This window comes from Plastoroseomonas hellenica, from assembly GCF_018129085.1.
Taxonomy (GTDB): domain Bacteria; phylum Pseudomonadota; class Alphaproteobacteria; order Acetobacterales; family Acetobacteraceae; genus Plastoroseomonas; species Plastoroseomonas hellenica.
In genome coordinates, this window is record NZ_JAAGBB010000010.1 from 142,009 (window position 1) to 161,694 (window position 19,686).

The following is a 19,686-nucleotide window of genomic DNA, read 5'->3' on the forward strand; positions in this document are numbered from 1 at the left end:
GACTTGCTGATCGCATGGGCATTGAGCTCGAGTTTCGCGACGCCCGCGGCGCGATTGTCCGCGCCAGTCGAGAGACGCAGCGCCGCCTCCTGGCAGCGATGGGCGTGGATGCGGCCGATGAGGGGGCCGCGACGGCCGCGCTCGAGGTCCTGGACCGTGCGGAATGGGAGCGCCCGCTCCCACCGGTCGTTGTGCTGCGTTCGCAGGACGATCCGCCGTCCGTCGAATTGACGTTGGCCGCGGGGACCGGGGAGATCTCCTGGCACGTACAGCTGGAGGATGTTGGCGAGCGGTCAGGCAGGGCCGAATTCGCAAAGCTGGCCCTGGTGTCCCAGTTCAGCCTTGGCGGCAAGGACGTGCAGCGCCGTCGGTTGGTGCTGGAACCCGCCCTCCCCTGCGGCTACCACACGCTGACGGTGATGCCGGGCGCGGCAACGACCGGTCTGATCGTGACGCCGGGCCGATGCTGGCTGCCGCCCGGGTTGGCCCAGGGCCGACGGATCTGGGGCATTTCCGCGCAACTGTATCTGCTCCGCTCGGCCACCGATTGGGGGATCGGAGACTTCAGCGACCTGCGCAGCCTGGTGGCGCTGGCGTCGAGCCATGGGGCCGGCGTGATCGGGCTGAACCCGCTCCACGCCATGTTCCCCGACGACCCCGAGCATGCCAGTCCGTACTCGCCCGCCAGCCGCCTTCTGCTGAACGTCCTCAATATCGACGTACCGGCGCTTTCGAAGCTGATCGGCTGTGAAAAGGCGCGCGCGCTGACCACCTCAGGCGCCTTCCAGGCGCGCGTCGAGAGGTGCCGCGCCAGCGAGTTGGTGGACTATGCCGAGGTTACGTCGCTCAAGTGGAGCGCGCTGGAGGCGATGTTCGAGGCCTGGCGCCAGGCGCCTGATCAGGCCGGCACAGCAGCCTTCGAGACGTTCCGGCGAGAGCGCGGCGCGGTGTTGGAACGGCACTGCCTTTTTCTGGCGCTGCGGGAACACTTTGTTGGGCAGGATCCCGCCGCTGCCGATTGGCGCCGCTGGCCGGAGCAGTACCGCGATCCGACATCGCCTGCCGTGACTGAGTTCGCGGCGCGACATCAGCGACGCCTGGATTTCCTCGCTTGGATGCAATGGGCGGCCGATACCCAGCTCGGCGCGGCCGCGGCGGCCGCGGCCGAAGGCGGCATGATGGTCGGCCTCTATCGAGACCTCGCGGTTGGCGCTGACCGCGGCGGCGCCGAGACCTGGGTCAATGCAGCCGCCGTCGTCTCCGGCGCGCAGGTAGGGGCACCGCCCGACATCTACAACCCGGCCGGCCAGGACTGGGGGCTGCCTCCGTTCCACCCGCGCGCGCTTCGTGAGGAGGGCTATCGCAGCTTCATCGAGCTCGTGCGGTCCAACATGCGCCACGCCGGCGGCTTGCGCATCGATCATGTCATGGCCCTGCAGCATCTCTACTGGATCCCGCGCGGGGAGAAGCCGACGGCCGGTGCTTATGTCCGCTACCCGCTCGATGACTTGGTCGGGATCCTCGCGCTGGAGAGCCAGCGGCAGCGGTGCCTGGTCGTCGGAGAGGATCTCGGGACTGTGCCAGACGGCTTCCGCGAGCGCATGGCGGCCGCCAACGTCTTGTCCTACCGGGTGCTGTTCTTTGAGCAAGACCGCGAGACCGGGGCCTTCCTTCCGCCGGACGCCTACCCAGCACTGGCCCTGGCCGTCGCGGGCAGTCACGACCTGCCCACCCTTCGGGGTTGGTGGGAAGCACGGGACATCGCGCTGAAGGAGCGGCTCGGCTTGTACCCGGATTCAGGAGAAGCCACCCGGCAGCGCGAGGACAGGGATCGCGATCGCACGCACCTCGTCAAGGCATTGCGCCGTGCGGGCTTGCTGCCCGAGGGTGCGGAGCCGGATGTCCCTGCCCTGGCCCGCGCGGCCCATGCCTACCTTGCACGCAGCTCTTCGATGCTCGCCCTGGCACAGCTCGACGACCTCACGGATGAGGTCGATCAGGTGAACGTGCCATCCACCTCGGAGGAGCATCCCAACTGGCGACGGCGGCTTTCTCTGACGCTGGAGGAACTGCCGACGCGATCTCCTTTCATCGAGATCGCCGCGATCTTACGAGCGGAGCGTGGCACCGCACATCCCGAGGAAGCGATCGACCATGGCTGAGGCCGGCGTACCACCGGTGCCGGGCGCGACGTACCGGCTGCAATTCCACAAGGGGTTCGGCTTCCGCGACGCCGCCGCACTCGCACCCTATCTCGCGCGGCTCGGGGTGAGCCACGTCTATGCCTCCCCTTATTTGGCAGCCCGGCCTGGCAGCACCCACGGCTACGATATCGTCGACCATGGAAGGCTGAACCCGGAGCTCGGCGCCGAGACGGACTTTCGCGCCATGGTCGCGGCCTTCCGGGAGAACGGGCTCGGCCAGGTGCTCGACTTCGTGCCGAACCATATGGGCGTTGGTGGAGCGGACAATCCGTGGTGGCTGGACGTGCTCGAATGGGGACCGGATTCGGCGTACGCGGGATGGTTCGACATCGACTGGCAGTCCGACCGGCGCTATTTGCGTGGAAAGGTGCTGATCCCTTTCCTCGGGGACCAATACGGCGCTGTGCTGCAGGCTGGGCAGCTCGCCTTGCGTTTCGACCCGGAGGCTGGCGGCTTCGCGATCTGGGCCTATGGCACGCACAAGCTGCCGATCTGCCCGCTTCATTATCAACGCGTGCTGGGCGATCTGCATCCGGACCTGGAGAGGCTCGGCGACACCTTTTCCGGCCTGCCGCACTGGCGCCCACGCATCGCACAGCACGCGCGCGAGCTGCAGTCTCATCTTGTTGGACTCGCGCGTGACCGTGAGGACGTCCGCGATGCGGTGGAGGCGGCTGTCGCGCGACTGAATGGTGAGCCGGGAAAGGGCGAGACCTGGCGCGAGCTGGACTCTCTGATCCAGGACCAGCATTGGCGCGCTGCGCATTTTCGGGTCGCCGCCGACGACATCAATTACCGCCGGTTCTTCAATATCAACGAGCTCGCCGGCTTGCGGATGGAGCTCCCGGAGCTGTTCGACCGCGCGCACCAGCTGGTCTTCTCGCTGATGCAGGAGGGCGCCCTGGATGGCTTGCGCATCGACCATGTCGATGGGCTGCTCGACCCGAAGGGATACCTGCTGCGCCTGCGGGAGCAGGCACCGCGGCCCTTCTATTTGGTCGTCGAGAAGATCCTGTCGCGGCATGAGGGCCTGCGGGACGACTGGCCGGTCCAGGGCACGACCGGCTATGAATTTGCCAACCTTCTTCTGGGGCTGTTGGTTGACCCCGCTGGAGAGCCCGGCTTCACCCGCACCTACGCCGAATTCACGCGTCGCCACCAGGACTTCGCGCATGGCGTGCGCGACAGCAAGCTGCGCATTATGCGGAGCGAGATGGCGAGCGAGCTGAACACGCTGGCTGGCGAAGCTGCGGAGGTGGCGCGGCAGAACCCATCCACGGCGGATTTCACACACAACATTCTGCAGCAGGGGCTGAAGGAGATTGTCGCCTGCTTTCCCGTCTATCGAACCTACGTGGATCTACTGGGCGCACCGACGGAGGATGACCGGCGGGATATCGATTGGGCAGTAGCGCAGGCACGACGCAACCGAGCTGATCTGGACCCGAGCGTCTTCGATTTCCTGCACCGCCTCCTGACGACCGATCTGGTCGCGCAGCCCCGCAGCGGCTTCAGCCGCCACGCCGTGACCCGCTTCGCCATGCGCCTCCAGCAGTATAGCGGGCCGGTGATGGCCAAAGGTCTCGAGGATACAGCGTTTTACCGATACAATCGCTTCGTTGCCTTGAACGAGGTCGGCGGCCACCCCGATCATTTCGCCGTACCGATCGCAGCGTTCCATGCTGCAAATGCCGAGCGCGCCAGACGCTGGCCACACGCGATGCTGACCACCTCCACACACGACACGAAGCGGGGCGAGGACACGCGAGCGCGGTTGGCGGTGCTGTCGGAGTTGCCGGACGAGTGGGCCCGGCAAGTCGATCACTGGAGCCGCATCTTGCGGGCGCGCTGTGGCGACGTGGAGGGTGATGCGCCACCAGACCGCGACGATGAGTACCTCTTTTACCAGCTCCTCATTGGCGCCTGGCCGATGGAACTGACAGGGATCGCAAGGCTCGACCCCCAGGCGGTCGGCGCGTTCTCGGAGCGCCTGCAAGGTGCGATGGTGAAGTCCCTGCGCGAAGCAAAGCGACACTCCACCTGGGCGACGCCGAACCGAGCCTACGAGGCCTCGACCATGAGCTTCGTTCGCGCTGCACTGGACACAGCCGGAGGTAACGCGTTCTTCGGCCAGTTTCTTCCCTTCCAGAAGCGCGTGGCTCGGCTCGGCGTTCGCAACAGCCTGGTACAAACGGTGCTGAAGCTGACCGTGCCGGGCATGCCGGACACCTACCAGGGTGCGGAGCTGTGGGACTTCAATCTCGTCGATCCAGATAATCGCCGGCCCGTCGACTATGCCGTGCGGGAGCACCTGCTGACCGAGGTCACCGCAGCGCTGCAAGCCGACCCAGGGCCAACAGCTCGCGCCATGATGGAGAACTGGCGCGACGGCCGCATCAAGCTCGCCGTGACCAGTGCCTTGCTCGCCTACAGGCGCGCGCACCCCGGCTTATTCGCGAATGGGTCGTACGAGCCGCTCGCGGCGATCGGCCCCAAAGCGGATCACCTCTGTGCCTTCACGCGCAGGCATGAGGGTGACGCTCTTCTTGTGGTGGCGGCGCGCTTCCCAGCCCAGCATGACGCCAATCCGACGTGGGAGGGCACTGCGATCGCCTGGCCGTCTGTTGCTGATACTGGCGCGGGCTGGGTGGATCTGCTGAGCAAGAAGGTCGTTTGGCGTCTGGCCGAAACCTTCAGCCCGGACGCGCTACTCTCAGATCTTCCAGTCGCGGTCCTTGTCCCGAACGACGCGGCTCGTTCGTGATCCTCGCGCGGCGCGCCACTCTCTCAGTGCGCCTGCGTTTCCCGCTCCTACATGGGACACGGTCGGAGACTCGATCCAGAGGTGCTGACCGCGTCCCGCCGCAATGGCCCCGGGCCGTGGGCTGCTCGCGCCCGGCCGCGGGGTCGGCCAGGCTGGATCAATCGGCCAAAACCATCGGCGACCGGAGGTCGAAATCGGCGCCGGATGGGCGCCTCGGCATTCCGCGGTTGGTCTTCTCCTCAGCGGGGTGCCGCGGTCATCATCGTTCCAGGCATCCCGCTGGTCCCGACCCGGACATCATCATCGAACCCAGGGTGCCTCATCCTCATCGAGCGGCTCCGGCGGCGCCTCGGGCTCGTGCCTCCTCGCTCCATCGTTCGTCTGGGCGCGTGGCTTCCGCGGCGAAGCGCTTTGGTCTGATCGCACGGCCGCTGGGGATCGCCCGGCCATGATGCGCTTCCGATACTCCGAAAGAACGAAGATCTGGGCCATGGATCTCCTCGTGTTGAGCCGGCCGCTCAGGGCAGTTGCCAGTTGCGAACGTGGCGGCACCCGAGTGGTTGCGGGTCGACTCGCGGCGGCCGCCAGCGGAAAGCGCCCGCGGCGAGGCAGGCACCGGGCGCGCTCGCTCGATCACCGCCGCGCCCTCGGACCATCCTGGCAACCGGGCGATCGGCTGTCGGGCAGGCCCGCGCGATGTTGGCGTCGCTCCGCCTCTTCTCCCCGGCTCCTTGATGGGCAGGATCCGACGACCGGCCACAACGGCGCGACAGAGGCGGCTTCACCGGAAGCCCGGCTTCAGCACCGTACCGCGCAAGCTGGGCAGCCTCAGAAGGCCGGAGACCAGGTGCTCCGGGCCCGATCCGACGCTGCCGGCGCCCGCCGCGCTCAGCTGCGGGATGTGTGGCGGCGGGGGCGAGCCGCAACTGTCCACCCATGCTCCACGTTTCCGTGGGCGTTCCAAGATGGATGAAGCGGCCCATGGGTAAGGTTCTGCTGCTCCTGCTTCTCCCATTCCTCGTCGCCTGTGCCGACAGGGGCACGGAGTTCGACGCGCGGATGGCGAACTACGTCGGCCGGTCAGAGGGTGAGCTGGTCGCGGGCCTCGGTGTTCCGCATCGGGCGCAGGAAGTCGAGGGACGCCGCTTTCTGGATTATGAGCTGGACAGTACAAGCGGGCCCTCGATAACCCCCTCCCTCGGCTTTGGATTGGGCTTCGGCAGCGGGTTTGCCATCGGCATCGGAAGCGGGGTCATCTTTGGGCACCGGGCCGCGGATTGCAGCGTGACCTTCGAATTGCAGCAGGGCCGGGTGCAGTCCTTTGCTCGTCGCGGGAGCGGCTGCGCCTAGCCCAAACCGGCTTGAACGGCCTGACCCGGCTGGTCATCGCGCCGCTCCCGATTCGGGGGAAAGTCAGGCGAGGGCAAGCGCTCGGTGGCGAACCGCGCCGCGTTGCTTATCGCGCCTCGCTCGGGATGGCAGCGCTGGCACGACGCTGATCAAACCACACCCTTCCCTCGTTGCCGCAGGAGGGGATCGGCCTCAGGGCGGGATAGCGTCGGTCGATGCCGCCCCAGGCTTGCCGCGGGCAGACCTTCTGACGGGCAGACCTTCTGAAGTGCTGGCGGTTTCAAAGCCGGTGAATGCGTCTTCCTTCACTCCCTTCCAGGCTCTCGATGAGCTCCCGAATTTCCGCAGCCTCGGCACTCGGCTCGTCGGGCGATGTCACGTCGGCTTCGAGCACAGCCGCAAGATGGCGCGCGACAAGCAGCAGCAGGGTCCGTTCTTTCTCGGTCATGGCCGCCTCCACCAATCGCCCAGGAAAAAGCTCTCGGCTGCCCGCGGTTTCGCGCCCACCAGTCACCTTGCCGACATGGCGCGCGCCTAGCACCACCTTCGAATGGAAGCCCTTGCGCCTGTACTCCGGTGCGGTGGAGACGCGGTGGAGGAGGCTGGCAATTGTCGCCGGCGCTGGCACGACCGGCCTCATGAGCGCGGGCCTCACCGGGATCCAACCCGCATGGAGGCAGCCAGCTCTCGCCACTGCGCGGGCCAGTCCGATCTGCCTGCGGCTTTCATCGCCTGCGCATGACCCTCGAGTGCTGCGGCGCTGACCGCCCGGCTAGGCTGATGTCGGTCATCCGAAGCCCCGCAGGTGGCGACCGGCGCTCTCAGCCTGGCCGCTGCGTCGGCTTCGTCGACATGCGGGCGCGCGGTACCAGGCTGACCTACGCCTGGGTACGCTGATTGTCCTACTCGCCCGGCGACTGCGACGCTCCCCCGGCCTGACCCGCAGAGGAACACGCGCTTGCTTGGCTGGTGATGCGGGTACCGGGAAGCCGGGCTACGTCGTCGCGTCCCGGCGATGCGAAGGCATGCCGCCCCGCGCGCCCAGCGCGGAGGCGCATGCCCACCCCGCCCAACGCTCTCCCGGCTTTCGGTACGTCAGGGGGGCGCAGCAAACTGCACTAACCCGGCGTCCCGAGTAGTCGTTGGAATTGGCGGCAGACGGCGCCGTAGCACTCGCAAGCCGCGGCCTCGAGTCCCTCGCGATCCGTAATGGCGATATGCCCATGCCCGTAGCGGATGAGCCCGGCCCTTTGGAACATCCGAGCCGCGACGGTAACGCCGGGGCGATGGACGCAGAGCATCATCGCCAGGAACTCCTGCGTCATCGGGAAGTCATCGCTGCCTGCCCTGTCATGCGCCATCAGCAGCCACCGCGCCAAGCGCTGATCCAACGCATGATTGCCGTTGCAGGCCGCCGTCTGTGTCACCTGCTGCTGGAAGGCGAGGGCGTAGCGGAGCAGAATGCGCCGCATCGCTTCGCTCTGCTCCAAGGCGCGCTGGAAAGCGCCAGAGCTCAGCCGCAGCATGGTGCCCTTTGCCTGAATCATCGCCTCGACTGTGCTGACTTCGCCGCCGAGCAGAAGTTCAAGGCCGACCATTCCCTCCGAGCCGATGATGCCGACCTCAGCTGACCGCCCCTCGGCGAGTATGGCGACCATCGAGACCCACCCAGATTCCGGAAAGTAGGCAGCCGTGATCCGCTTGTCCGGCGCGATGAGAACCTTGCGGATCTCGCAGTCGAGCGGCTCCAGTTCCGGCCAGATTCGAGCGAGATCCTCGGCCGGCAGAGATGCGAGCAGCCGGTTGCGTGGCGCTGGAATAGCGGATTGCTGCGGCATGGACGGGCTCCAAGCGGCCGGTGGCGGCGGGAGCACACGTCTCTCTCGGCCGCCCGCGCCGAAGGATCTTTGCGGACGGTCTGCAAGAAATTGGAGCGCTCCACCTCCCATACAACCGCTGCTCACTCCGCCATCGATCGGGAGCACATCAAGTTCCCGCCCGCTCCGTATGGGACCCGACCGATTCCCACCGCGGTGGCTGTTACAACACCCCCCGAGGAGCGCGAGGAGTGCAGGTGTGTCATCAACAATGACGATGCGGCCCGGGCGAGCTGATGACGAGACAACTGGTGTCGGCCGCGGAGATCCGTTGGTGCGATCTCCGTCACAACTCGCTGCGGAGAACCGTGCTCTCAAGGCTGAGGTCGATCATCTGCGGCGGGTGCTGGACAGCGCAACCGATTACGCGATCGTCGTGCTCGATCTCAAGGGGCGGATCACCGGTTGGAACGCCGGCGCCCGCGCAATCTTCGGCTACGGGCACACCGAGGTCCTGGGCCGGTCTGGCGATATCTTCCTGACTGCTGAGGACCGCAGCGCGGGCGTGTTCGTGGCCGAGTTGTGCCGCGCCATGGAGAAGGGCCGCGCCGCGAACGAGCGCTGGCACATCCGGCGCGATGGCAGCCGGTTCTGGGCCAGCGGGCAGGTGACGCCGCTGCTGGACTCGGACACGAGCCCGCAGGGCTTTCTGATCATCTTACGCGACAACACGACGGTCCGAGCGGATGAGGAGCGCAGGGCATTCCTGATGGCCGAGATGGGCCATCGTGTGCGCAACGTCCTGGCCACGGTGCAAGCGGTCGCTGCCCAGACCCTTGGCAACGCCGATGTGTCCGGTGCGGTGCAGGACACGCTTGAGAAGCGCCTGTGCGCGATGGCGCGTTCGCACGATATGCTCGTTCGTGGCGGCTGGGACGGTGCGCCGCTGCCGGAGATCGTACAAGGCGCCCTGTCACCTTACGGCGGCTCCGGGCACGTGGAGGCGAGCGGTCCTCCAGTGCATCTTGCCGCAGGCATGGTCGAGATCCTCAGCCTTGCCCTGCACGAACTGGCCACCAACGCCGCCAAGCACGGTGCCTTGTCGGCACCGGAGGGAAGCGTGTCGGTGTGCTGGACCCTGCGTCGAACCGGCCGTGACACGCGGCTGGTGGAAATCGACTGGCTCGAACGCGGCGGGCCGCCAGTTGTGCGACCCGCACGCCGCGGCTTCGGGATGCAGCTGCTGCAACACGCCCTCGGCCAGGGTTTTGGCGGCACGGTCGAGCTCGATTTCTGCCGCGACGGCCTGAGGTGCCGCATCTGCCTTCCGGTGGGCACCGAGGAGGAGACCGGTTCGTCGGCCGCGCAGCGGACTGGGCCGGCCGGCCTGCATCCGCGAACGCCCCATGCCGCGCGCCCCAATGATCGTCCGTGGGACCCGACGCCTTCGCCCAGCGACTGATTGGGGGGGGGCCGGAGGCCAATTCTCACGGTTTGGCCCGCCTCAGCCGGGAGACGAGCAGGCGGAGGGCACGCGAGTGAGCGCGATTGAGCTCTGCCCTGCCGGTGGCCCGACGACGACAGCCGTTTCCGCGCTCCCCTTAACCGGGGCCGGGAAACCTGCGCCAGCTGCCGTCTGTTGAATGCGCGTGGAGCGCGACATGATGCTTCGTGCCGCGGCGCGTGGTGTATCGGTCCTTCGAGCCTGCTCACGGCCTGCGCGAGAGTATTTCCGCCCGATCGATGGCCTGCGCCGGGCGCCCCGCTCGCCAGCCATGCGGCCCATCGGGCCGATTCCCAATCACCCCGGCGGACGCAATCACCGGCGCCGCAGGCCGTTGGCTTCAATCCTACCTAGACTGACGGGATCCGAGCGCTTGACCCGGAACAGCAGCGCTCCGCGTGCAGACGAAGACGGCGCCTTCCTCGGCGCCTGCGAGCGCTGGGTCGCTGTACTACATTGAACAGATGACGCGCCATCTGGCCGCTTATCTCCTGCTGTACGGCGCCCTGTACTGCGGCTGGGGCGTGCTGAGCCCATTCCTGCCCGCGGTTCTCGCATGGCAAGGGGCGTCCCCCGGCGAGATCGGCTTATTGCTCGCTGCGGGTATGGTGGCGCGGCTTGCGTCGATACCAGCCGCCGGTCTGGTCGCCGACCGCCACAACGCAACTCGGCAGGTGCTGGCAGGTCTGCTCGCGGCTGCGGCGATGCTCGGCATCGGCTTTGTCTTCGCCCAAGGCGCTGGGGCGCTTCTCCTTGTTACGATTCTGCACGCGATGGCCACCGGGCCGCTGGGGCCCTTGCCAGACGCGCTCGCCGTATCGGCCGCTCGAGAGGGCGTGCGGAGGAGCTTCGACTATGGCTGGGTCCGCGGTGCGGGCGCGCTGAGCTTTGTCGCGGGCAATGTGCTGGCCGGGCTGGCAGTGACCGAAGCGGGATTTCCGCACATCGTGCTCTGGATCAACGCGGGGCTTTTTGCCGTCACCGCAGGTGTCGTTTTCCTGCTTCCCCATACGGACGGCGGTGACCGCTCGCCTCAAGACAGGGCGCCGGCGACTGCGTCGGGGACGGCCATTGTCGCACGTCTGGGCGCGCTTCTGGGCCTGCCGAGCTTCCGATGGCTGCTCATTGCCGCCGGCCTGATCTCGTGCAGCCATGCCTTCTATGCTGGATTCGCGACGCTACGATGGCAGGCTGCCGGCATCGCGCCGGGAACCATCGGCTTCCTCTGGGCGATTGCCGTCGGTTCTGAAGTGCTGGTGTTTCTCGTCATCGGCCGACGGCTCCTCACCCTGCTTGGGCCTGCCGGCGTGACGGCGCTAGCGGCAGGCGCCGGTGTGCTCCGGTGGACGATCATGGCAGTGACAACCTGGCAGCCGGCGATGATGCTCGTGCAGCCGCTGCACGGCCTTACCTTCGCGGCGCAGCACCTCGCGGCCATGGCGATCATCGCCCGGGTCGTGCCCAGCCACCTCGCCGCGACCGCCCAAACCCTCTATGCCGCGCTGGGCGTTGGCGTCCTGAGCGCAGCGGTCACTCTTGCCTCCGGAGCACTCTATGAACGCTATGGCGGGCAAGGCTTTTGGCCAATGGCAGTGCTTTGCGCAGCCGCGGTCCCCGCTGCCTTCGTGTTGCGGACGGGTCTGCGCAGACACGGAGCCACTAACCCATCGCTGTGAGTCCGGAAGCGGGCGTCGGGCGGTCCACCGGCTGGAGCGGTCAGCACCCGGCCATCTGCCGTCCGATCCATTGCCCGATGATGCGAGCCGCGACGCCTGCCGGCGGCCTGGACGTCGAGACCGATCCCGGCCGGTGGGCCCACTCGGCCCGAAGCGCCGCCGATGCGACCGATCACGGCATCCTCGTGCTCGCGGTGCGTTGTCGCGGGCCACTCGTCTGGGCGGCGACCAACCCGCATCCGATGCGAGCCGAGCTGCTCCGGTGGTGAGCACAAGTGGCGGCGAAGCTTCAGCGTCGGCGGCCATTTTGAGCGCGCGCCCAACTCTCATGCGAGAGTGGCGCCTGGCCGGTCGGAATGACTCCGCGCCCTGGTCACTCGCTCAACCTCGTTCGCAGCTTACCCAATAAACAGTGGCCTCGCGAGCGCCCCCGCCCTGGCGATATCGGACGCCGGCGATGGCCTCCGGAGAAGGCGCGGCGCCGGTAGATCACGTGAGCGCTCTGCATTCGAGCGCGCCGCGCACCTCACCAAGCTTGCTTGCTAGTGATCGCTCCACGGGCAACAAGGGTCGGCGATGACACGTTCTCCGATCGGCTTCGGGCATCCCGCCCTGCCGCTGGGAAGACCACCATGAGAGACGCAATCCAGGAGATCCTCGTCGAGGAGCTGCGCGACGCCTATAGCGCTGAAAAGCAGGCGCTCCGCTTCATGCAGAAGGTCAGCAAGAAGATCAGCACGCCGGCCTTGGCGGAAGGTACACGGATGCATATCGAGCAGACGCAGAGCCAGATCGAGCGCCTCGAACAAGCCCTCGAAGCCCTCGACGAGAGGCCTGGCCGCAAGGTGTGCGAAGCGATGCGTGGCCTGATCGAGGAGGCCCAGCACACCGTGGACGAGCAGGACAAAGGTCCGCTCATGGATCTCGTGCTCGTCGCAGGCATGCAGAAGATCGAGCACTACGAGATCTCAGCCTACGGAACGGGCGTGGCCCTGGCCACGGCGCTCGGTCAAACAGAGGTTGCGGACCTCCTGTCGCAGACGCTCGAGGAAGAGAAGCTCATGGATTCGGAGCTGACCGAAGTCACGCAGGAGGCGATCATGCCTGAGGCGATGTCGGACGGGGACGAAGACGAGGAAGGCGAAGACACCGCCGAAGATGCCGAGGTCGAAGCCGAGCCCCAAGACGCTGGCAAGAGCGGAAGCGGAAAGCGCGGCGGCGCCTCTCGCGAGAAAGGCCGCGCCGGCAAACGCTAGGTGCTGATCCTGCGGCCGCCGAAGCTCTCCGCGCGAAGCCATCGGCTTTCGTGCGGCGGGCTCGGCGTAGGGTCGCGTGCGGGCGACTCATCCAAATCGCCGCGGCCGACCCCTGGCGATCTGCTTCCGGAGCCACCGTGACGCCAACCTATGACTTCGACGGCGGCCTGGAATGGTGGCGCCATGCGGCCATCTACCAGGTCCTGCCCAGCTCGTTCCAGGACTCGAACGGCGACGGGATTGGCGACCTGCCCGGCATCCTGTCCCGGCTGGATCACATCGCGGCGCTTGGCGTCACCGCGATCTGGCTGTCGCCGATCTATCCTTCGCCCATGCGCGACGGCGGCTACGACATCTCCGACTTCATCGGTGTCGATCCGTCCTTCGGAACGCTGCAGGATTTCGACCGCCTGCTCGCTGCCCTGCATGCGCGCGGCATCAAGCTGATCCTGGACTTCGTGCCCAACCACAGCTCCGACCGTCATCCCTGGTTCATCGAAAGCCGCGCCTCGCGCGGCAGCCAGAAGAGGGACTGGTACGTCTGGGCGGATCCCCGCCCGGATGGAGCGCCGCCGAACAACTGGCTGAGCCGCTTCGGCGGCAGCGCCTGGGAGTTCGATGCCGGAACCCACCAATACTATTACCACGCCTTCCTGAAGGAACAGCCGGATCTCAACTGGCGCAACCCGGCGCTGCGGGAGGCGATGGCAGAGGTGCTGCGATTCTGGATGCGCCGCGGCGTCGATGGGTTCCGGGTCGATGCCAGCGGCGTGCTGATCGAGGATGCGCTGCTTCGGGACGATCCGCCGAACCCGACCGCGAGTGAGCGGACGCCGCCACCGGAGCGGCAGAAGCGCGTCTTCACGGATTCCCGGCCGGAGGCGATCGCCTGCCTGGCCGGGTTGCGCGCCGTGACGGAGGACTTCCCGGATCGCCTGCTGGCCGGCGAAGCCGATACCACCACCGATCGGGCGGCACGCTTCTACGGCACACCGGACCGGCCTTGCCTGCAGCTACCGCTGAATTTCGGCCTGCTCGACACGCCATGGAACGCACGCTCCGTGGCCGCCGCCATGGACCAGTACCTGAACATGGTCCCGAGCCACGGCTGGCCCTGCTGGGCGCTCGGCGGGCATGACAAGATCCGGGTTGCGGAGCGTGTGGGATCCGCGCAGGCCCGTGTGGCCGTCATGCTGCACATGACCTTGCCGGGGACCGTCTTCTTCTACGCCGGTGACGAAATTGGCATGCACCAGATGCCGGTGCCGCCCGAGCGCATCCGCGACCCTTTCGAGAAGCTCGTCCCCGGCTATGGGTTAGGCCGCGACCCCGAGCGCACGCCCATGCGGTGGTGCCCCGAGCCCAAGGCGGGCTTCACGACCGGCGAGCCCTGGCTGCCGATCGGGCCGGAGGTCGGCGCGCTGAATGTCGCAACCCAAGCCGAGGATCCACGCTCCATGCTCGCGCTCTACCGCCACCTGATCGCGCTTCGTCGGGAACAGCCGGCATTGCGGGGCGCGCGCCTGGAGCCGCTGCGCGGTGAAGACGAGGTGGTCGCGTTCCGGCGTGAGTCGGAGGGCGGCGCTGTCCTGGTCGCACTGAACCTTGGCGGCTCCAGGCAGAGCTTCGCGTTTGCCGGGGAGAGCCGCGTGCTGCTGTCGACGCGGCTCGATCGCGTTGATGAGCGCAGCTCCGGCAGGATGGAGCTGCGCCCTGACGAGGGGGTTGTGCTCGGACTGGATTGAGGCCGCCGGGTCCGAGCCGCGCTCAGCGCGGCATCAGTTGCAGCACGAGCCCCTCGCGCGGGCGCAGTTGCAGCACCTCCCCTGTGCTTTCCCTGATCCGGTCAAGCCCCGTCGAGAGCAGCAGATCTGCGCCGGCGGCATCAGGCGGGAGGGCCAGGCGCTTCACGGTCTGCCCGAAATTCAGCGCCACCAACAGATCCCTCTGCTGGCCGCAGCTTCTGCGAAAGGCGAAGATATCATCCTCCGTGCGCAGCGGCAGGTATCGCCCGCGATGGAGGGCGGGATATGCGCGCCGAAGCGCGATCAATTGGCGGCACAGGGTCAGGATTGAGTTCGGATCCGCCGCCAATGCCGCGACATTGCGTGTCGCGTGATCGGGGTTGAGAGGCAGCCAGGGCTTGCCCAAGGTGAAGCCTGCGTTCTCCGACTCATCCCAGGGCATCGGCGTGCGCGCAGGGTCCCGGCCGAGGCCCAGGCCGGGCTCGTTCTTCTCCCAGGGATCCTGCACCTGCTCCGGCGCGATCGGCACATTTTCGAGCCCCAGCTCGTCCCCGTAGTAGAGCGTCGGCGTGCCGCGCAGCGTCAGCAGCAGCATCGCCGCGACGCGCGCCTGCGCGGCGCCCACACGTGTGGCGATGCGTTTCTGGTCGTGATTCCCGAGGACCCAGTTCGGCCAGCCCCCCTGCGGCAGCGCGGCTTCATAGTCATCGACGATGCGGGCGATGTCGCGCGCGTTCCAGGCAGCGAAGATGAGTTGGAAGTTGAAAGGGAGATGGGCGCCCGCCATGTCGCGGCCGTAATAGGCCACCAGCCGCTCGATCGGCAGATAGATCTCGCCGATCAGCACACGGCTGGAATAGCGGTCCAGGACCGCCCGCATTTCCGCAACCACGGAATGGATCTCGGGGCGGTCGCAGGAATATCGCTGCAGCAGCCGGTCTATGCCCGCGTGCCCCGGTAGCCAGGCGGGATTGGGCGGGTTGTCACGGAACTGGTCGTCCTTAATCAGGTGCCAGAGGACGTCGACGCGGAAGCCGTCCACGCCCCGATCCAGCCAGAAGCGAAGCGCGTCATACATCGCTTCGCGGACCGCCGGGTTGCGCCAGTTCAGGTCCGGCTGCTCCTTCAGGAACGCGTGGTAGTAGTACTGACCGGTTGCGGGGTCATACTCCCAGGCGCTGCCGCCAAAATTCGCCAGCCAGTTGTTCGGCGGTCCACCATCCAGCGCCGGATCGCGCCAGATGTACCAGTCCCGCTTCGCATTGTGGCGCGAGCTCCGGCTCTCCATGAACCAGGGATGGTGGTCGGACGTGTGGTTCGGCACGAAGTCCAGGATTACCTTCAGCCCGCGGCCATGCGCGTCGGCCAGCAGATGGTCGAAATCCTCCATTCGGCCGAAGATCGGATCCACCCCGCGGTAATCCGTGATGTCGTAGCCGAAATCCGCCATCGGCGAAGGGTAGATCGGCGAGATCCACAGCGCATCGACGCCGAGCCAGCAGAGATGGTCGAGCCGCTGCCGGATCCCTTTGAGGTCGCCGACGCCATCCCCATCACTGTCCTGAAAGGAACGGGGATAAACCTGATAGATCGTGCCGTGCTGCCACCACGCGGTGTCACTCATCGGACGCTCCCTGAAGGCCCGGCATCCGAACGCGCGGATGCCGCGGAGGCTTCCTCTTCTGCGTCAAAGTCCCTTGCCTGGATGCTGCTGGCGCCAGCCTAGGCCGGGATGCGTGCGACGCAGCGGTACTCGGGAACAAGTGGACTCGCGCGGTCAAGCTCCGCCGCCAATTGTGGTCGCGGCTGCGACCGCATCTCTAAACTCGGCGCACCCTCCTCATACGCGATAGGAAGCCAGGCTTTCCCACTACTTGGGCAGGCAGCAACACCGAGGTGAAGCGACGAAAAACGTCTACGGGGCGGGACGCCGGTTATTGGCGCCCGCATCACGCGAAGGTGGTGCAGCGCCCGGCCGACCCTGCGCATTTTCCCAGTGAGTTCAACGCGGAGGACGACTTGCAGCATGACGCGCACAGCAAAAGACCCGGAGAATAGCGGGCTCTCGTTTGATTTTCATAATGAACTTGTCGCTAACCTTCCCCGCCTCAAAGTTCAAGCGATCGCACTGACAAGGAACCGCGCCGACGCAGATGACTTGGTCCAGGCGGCGGTCACAAACGCGCTCGCGCATCAGCACACCTTCCAGCCGGGCACGCACTTCTCCGCATGGATATACCGGATCCTCCGCAACCGGTTTCTTTCCGATCGTCGGGCTTACCGCGAGACAGTGGAGCTCGAAGATGCCCCCGGCTCAGCCTTGGCGAGAGCTGCGAGCCAAGAAGAGAGCTTCGCCTGTTCGGAACTGCGTCGACAGCTCGCCAGGCTACCAGCCGACCAACGGGCGGCGCTCGTTATGGTGGGAGTGCAGGGCATGTCCTACGCCGAGATCGCCGAGGCGACTGGTTGCGCGGAAGGAACCGTGAAATGTCGGGTATTCCGGGCGCGCCGGCAGTTGGAGGTCTGGATGCTTGGCAAAGAGGAGTGCCGCCGATCTGCCGTCAGAAATCCTCGCCATCGCCCAGGGGAGGCCGTTCTGGAGGAGCGTACCTAGGCGCGCGTCGGGCGCCTCCGCAGCCGCCGGCTGCCGAAGCCGACTGGAATGCCGCCACGCGTCGGATGCGCCCCGCTGCGCGGAGGCGTGCTGGCCCGCTTGCAGAGGCCCCGCTGCGCGCCTGCCCGGGTCGTGCTGGGCACCGGGAGCTGCCGCTCCTCCGGGCTGCCACACGACAGCGCAGGACCGGCTTCGCTGCCCGGTGCGCCGACGCTGAACGGCACGAGTGCCGCTGTGCATCGGCGTGGGCCGGCCGCCCGCTGACGCCCGATGTCGGCGCGTGCTGTCAGAAGGCGCGGTGCTTCCTCCTGACCGTGCCGCAGTGCGGGCCAGCGTCCGCGCTGGGAGAACAGCTCCTGCTGGCAGCCGCGCGCGCCTCGGGGCGCCCGCGCCCGCCCGCTGGCGTGCGGCATTAAGCCAATTCGCCTAGGGGCCCTGGGAGGCGGTAACTTTGACCCGATCCTCTTCGGCAGATGCCATGGAAAGAACCGCCTGCAAGCCGAAGACGCCAGCGGCGAGACTGGCGCAAACCAGCAACGTTGGCAGGAAGTCGCGCATCGTTCTCTCTCTTGGCCCGGGGGGAGGCGCGAGGGAAACGAACCAAAGACTGCGAGGTTTCGGATGGCGGATCACCCATTGTGCTGCATTGCGGTCCTGCAGTCGTTTTCGATGCGTCTGGGCTCAGGTGACCGTCGGCTCGCAACCCGCGCGTGCAACCTCGTACGCATGCCACGACAGCGGCCGCGCGTTAGCGGTCGGAAAAGCAAACCGAACACTGCCGGCGTGGCTCAGCCCCGGCCAAGCAGGACCGCGGCTCTCACCGAGGTCTGGAACTGGCCCAGCATTCGCCGGCAGCTCGGGCTCTCTCGCGAGTGCCCGATGGCGATCGTTCGATCACCGGCGGCGTTTCCGAAATCTGCGCGCAGGGAGCTCCCCCTCAACCCACGGCGGCGGCACGCACAGGGCACGAACAAGGGTCGCTACCACCGCCCGTCTGTGCGGCAGGTGGGCCCTGCGGCTATGCGGGGCCAGCCTCGCGGCTCATGGCCGGCACTGCATTTATCCGTGTCATCGATGTTGGTACTGTGGGCAGAATCGAACCACGAGGCTTCCTGTGTCACAGACGGCCAAGACGGCCTATGCCGTCGAGACGATCCCGAACGCCAAGGTCAAAAATTCCCTATGGCAAAAACGCGAGCCTTGCTCGGCATGAGCCGTGCGTTCTCTGCGGATCCGCATCTCGGATGTTCGCAAACGGCGACAACAGAGCCGTGGATTGCGAGGGTTGCGGCCGATATTTAATCGCCACCTCCGCAAGCGACATGGTGGACGAGCGCCGTGCCGAGGGCACATGGACGAAGCCCGACAGTGCGTTCGTTAGCGGGTTCATCCGCTACCATCGGGCGGCTGGCCAGGATGCCGACTGGGTTTTGGTGACGATAGCTACTTTTGAGCACCTTCGAGTGCCGCGCGCCGCGGCGACAGTTCACCCAGCCATCGGCCGACCTGGTTCCCGCGGCACCTCGCTTTCGAATTAGCGCCGGCGCCGAGCAGTGGGGTTGGCCGCGCACGTGAGGAGGGGACCGGCCGCCAAGAATGGCACGCCCGAGAGATGCCGGCTTCAGGGGGTCAGTTATATCCGGCTATGCTCGTCGACTGTCGGCGCTAGCGTGTTGTATTGACGCTGCTACCGCGACGGGATTGGCCGCCCACGCCCGAAGACCTTTGACTCGCCGCCCAGGCCCCCGTGCCCGATGGGCAATAAGTTCGGTACTTATCCGGAGCGATCAGTTGCGCCAGACTACGTCCGCGCAAGGCGCATACCGGCAACTCGCGGGGATCCGATGCAATCACTCATCGCAGTTTGCGCTGCCAGCTTCGTCCTGTTTTCGGTGGCAGCGCGTGCGCAGGACCCAGCCTGCCAACACCTGCGGTCGACGCTCGGCATCTATGAGACAGCAGATCCGCGCGAGAGAATCCTGGAGATTTACGACGGGAACGCAGCGCAGGTACGGAATCTCGTGATGGGATTCGGCAACCCGCCTGCGCCCGATGGTAGCCTGTACGGCATGGTCGTCGGCGTGCGCTCTGTCGAGTGCCCTGCAGGCCAGAGCTCCTTTCGCACTGACGTTGCGCGCTTTGTTCTCGACCAAGGCGGCCAAGTGCGCCGGCTGCCGGGCCTACAGCTCCCTCAGGACGCGCGCCTGGTCGCCGTCAACGGACCGGAAAGCACTTCGGCGTGGCGCATCGTTCCGGGCTTTATGTCAGGTCGCGCCAATGTCGCGATGGCGTACTTTGTCCAACAAGGAGCTGCCAACGAAGCGCTCCTCGGGTTCGTGAACAACGATCCCCAGAGTGCCGTGACTTGCGACCGATTTTCAGAAGGCATCCAGCCAGTTCCTTGTCAGCATAAATGGCAGGATCACGCAGTGATCCTGACTCCGCATCTCGCTGATTGTCTGAGCAGGGGCGGACCGCCTTTAGCCCGATGCTGCGGAGAGCTGGCGTAGGAACCCGAAACAGGGTTGGGGATTCGGCGTTAGGCGAGAGGCCGCCGCATGGCCACTCCGAAGATGCTCGATCGCCGTTCGGACGAGGCCCATGCCACGGACTACGATCTCGCCCTTACGAACCCATCTGCGCCTGCTGGATGCAGCTGATAGGGGCTGCGACTGCGGCACTAGCGGCATGTCGTCCTGCGCCTGGATCCGATCGCAATCCCGATTTTGCCAGGCGCGGTCATGAGCAATATCGCG

The 19,686-nt window shown here is 66.7% G+C and carries 12 protein-coding genes; 9 read left to right on the plus strand and 3 right to left on the minus strand.

Going from position 1 to position 19,686, the window contains the following annotated elements:
• Positions 1-14: 14 nt before the first annotated feature.
• The 3 genes from malQ to GXW71_RS10485 all read left to right on the plus strand — a co-directional run bounded on the left by malQ (position 15) and on the right by GXW71_RS10485 (position 6,318).
• Positions 15-2,162: a 4-alpha-glucanotransferase gene (gene malQ / locus GXW71_RS10475; protein WP_211852438.1), complete on the plus strand. Its 2,148-nt coding sequence runs from the start codon at positions 15-17 to the stop codon at positions 2,160-2,162.
• Positions 2,155-4,968 (plus strand): malto-oligosyltrehalose synthase, encoded by a 2,814-nt coding sequence (gene treY / locus GXW71_RS10480; RefSeq protein ID WP_211852439.1) that lies wholly within the window; start codon positions 2,155-2,157, stop codon positions 4,966-4,968. Before malQ ends, treY begins: the two co-directional genes overlap by 8 nt.
• Positions 4,969-5,949: 981 nt before the next feature.
• On the plus strand, positions 5,950-6,318 hold the full coding sequence (locus GXW71_RS10485) for a hypothetical protein (protein ID WP_211852440.1): 369 nt from the start codon (positions 5,950-5,952) through the stop codon (positions 6,316-6,318).
• A gap of 280 nt (positions 6,319-6,598) precedes the next feature.
• Here the strand turns inward: GXW71_RS10485 and GXW71_RS10490 are convergent, their stop codons facing one another.
• Entirely contained in the window at positions 6,599-6,958 is a 360-nt protein-coding gene (locus tag GXW71_RS10490) for a hypothetical protein (protein ID WP_211852441.1), read from the minus strand.
• A 478-nt stretch (positions 6,959-7,436) separates the two neighbouring features.
• A complete protein-coding gene (locus GXW71_RS10495; protein ID WP_211852442.1) occupies positions 7,437-8,156 on the minus strand; it encodes a Crp/Fnr family transcriptional regulator in 720 nt (239 codons plus the stop codon).
• Between the two features lie 250 nt (positions 8,157-8,406).
• On the opposite strand from GXW71_RS10495, the gene GXW71_RS10500 reads away from it, so the two are divergent.
• From GXW71_RS10500 to GXW71_RS10515, 4 genes are all read left to right on the plus strand, one after another.
• Positions 8,407-9,597 carry an HWE histidine kinase domain-containing protein gene (locus tag GXW71_RS10500; RefSeq protein WP_246526443.1) on the plus strand — a complete coding sequence of 397 codons (1,191 nt, stop codon included), beginning with the start codon at positions 8,407-8,409 and terminating at the stop codon, positions 9,595-9,597.
• A 440-nt stretch (positions 9,598-10,037) separates the two neighbouring features.
• Positions 10,038-11,315 carry an MFS transporter gene (locus GXW71_RS10505; protein ID WP_211852443.1) on the plus strand — a complete coding sequence of 426 codons (1,278 nt, stop codon included), beginning with the start codon at positions 10,038-10,040 and terminating at the stop codon, positions 11,313-11,315.
• Positions 11,316-11,947: 632 nt separating this feature from the next.
• Positions 11,948-12,571: a YciE/YciF ferroxidase family protein gene (locus tag GXW71_RS10510; RefSeq protein ID WP_211852444.1), complete on the plus strand. Its 624-nt coding sequence runs from the start codon at positions 11,948-11,950 to the stop codon at positions 12,569-12,571.
• Positions 12,572-12,708: 137 nt separating this feature from the next.
• Positions 12,709-14,316: an alpha-amylase family glycosyl hydrolase gene (locus GXW71_RS10515; protein ID WP_367617281.1), complete on the plus strand. Its 1,608-nt coding sequence runs from the start codon at positions 12,709-12,711 to the stop codon at positions 14,314-14,316.
• A 22-nt stretch (positions 14,317-14,338) separates the two neighbouring features.
• On the opposite strand, the gene GXW71_RS10520 is transcribed toward GXW71_RS10515, so the two are convergent.
• A complete protein-coding gene (locus tag GXW71_RS10520; RefSeq protein ID WP_211852445.1) occupies positions 14,339-15,940 on the minus strand; it encodes an alpha-amylase family glycosyl hydrolase in 1,602 nt (533 codons plus the stop codon).
• 402 nt (positions 15,941-16,342) lie between these two features.
• Between GXW71_RS10520 and GXW71_RS10525 the strand changes: the two genes are divergently transcribed.
• A complete protein-coding gene (locus tag GXW71_RS10525) occupies positions 16,343-16,930 on the plus strand; it encodes a sigma-70 family RNA polymerase sigma factor (RefSeq protein WP_211852446.1) in 588 nt (195 codons plus the stop codon).
• Between the two features lie 1,844 nt (positions 16,931-18,774).
• Complete coding sequence (locus GXW71_RS10530; RefSeq protein ID WP_211852447.1) at positions 18,775-19,440, plus strand: hypothetical protein; 666 nt, start codon at positions 18,775-18,777, stop codon at positions 19,438-19,440.
• Positions 19,441-19,686 lie beyond the last annotated feature (246 nt).

Excerpts from the sequence above, each read along its gene's own strand:
- GXW71_RS10530 (WP_211852447.1), top strand. The coding sequence starts at position 18,775 with ATGCAATCACTCATCGCAGTTTGCGCTGCCAGCTTCGTCCTGTTTTCG.
- GXW71_RS10500 (WP_246526443.1), top strand. The coding sequence starts at position 8,407 with ATGACGATGCGGCCCGGGCGAGCTGATGACGAGACAACTGGTGTCGGC.
- GXW71_RS10495 (WP_211852442.1), bottom strand. The coding sequence starts at position 8,156 with ATGCCGCAGCAATCCGCTATTCCAGCGCCACGCAACCGGCTGCTCGCA.
- GXW71_RS10485 (WP_211852440.1), top strand. The coding sequence starts at position 5,950 with ATGGGTAAGGTTCTGCTGCTCCTGCTTCTCCCATTCCTCGTCGCCTGT.
- GXW71_RS10490 (WP_211852441.1), bottom strand. The coding sequence starts at position 6,958 with ATGAGGCCGGTCGTGCCAGCGCCGGCGACAATTGCCAGCCTCCTCCAC.
- malQ (WP_211852438.1), top strand. The coding sequence starts at position 15 with ATGGGCATTGAGCTCGAGTTTCGCGACGCCCGCGGCGCGATTGTCCGC.
- GXW71_RS10525 (WP_211852446.1), top strand. The coding sequence starts at position 16,343 with ATGACGCGCACAGCAAAAGACCCGGAGAATAGCGGGCTCTCGTTTGAT.
- treY (WP_211852439.1), top strand. The coding sequence starts at position 2,155 with ATGGCTGAGGCCGGCGTACCACCGGTGCCGGGCGCGACGTACCGGCTG.
- GXW71_RS10510 (WP_211852444.1), top strand. The coding sequence starts at position 11,948 with ATGAGAGACGCAATCCAGGAGATCCTCGTCGAGGAGCTGCGCGACGCC.
- GXW71_RS10520 (WP_211852445.1), bottom strand. The coding sequence starts at position 15,940 with ATGAGTGACACCGCGTGGTGGCAGCACGGCACGATCTATCAGGTTTAT.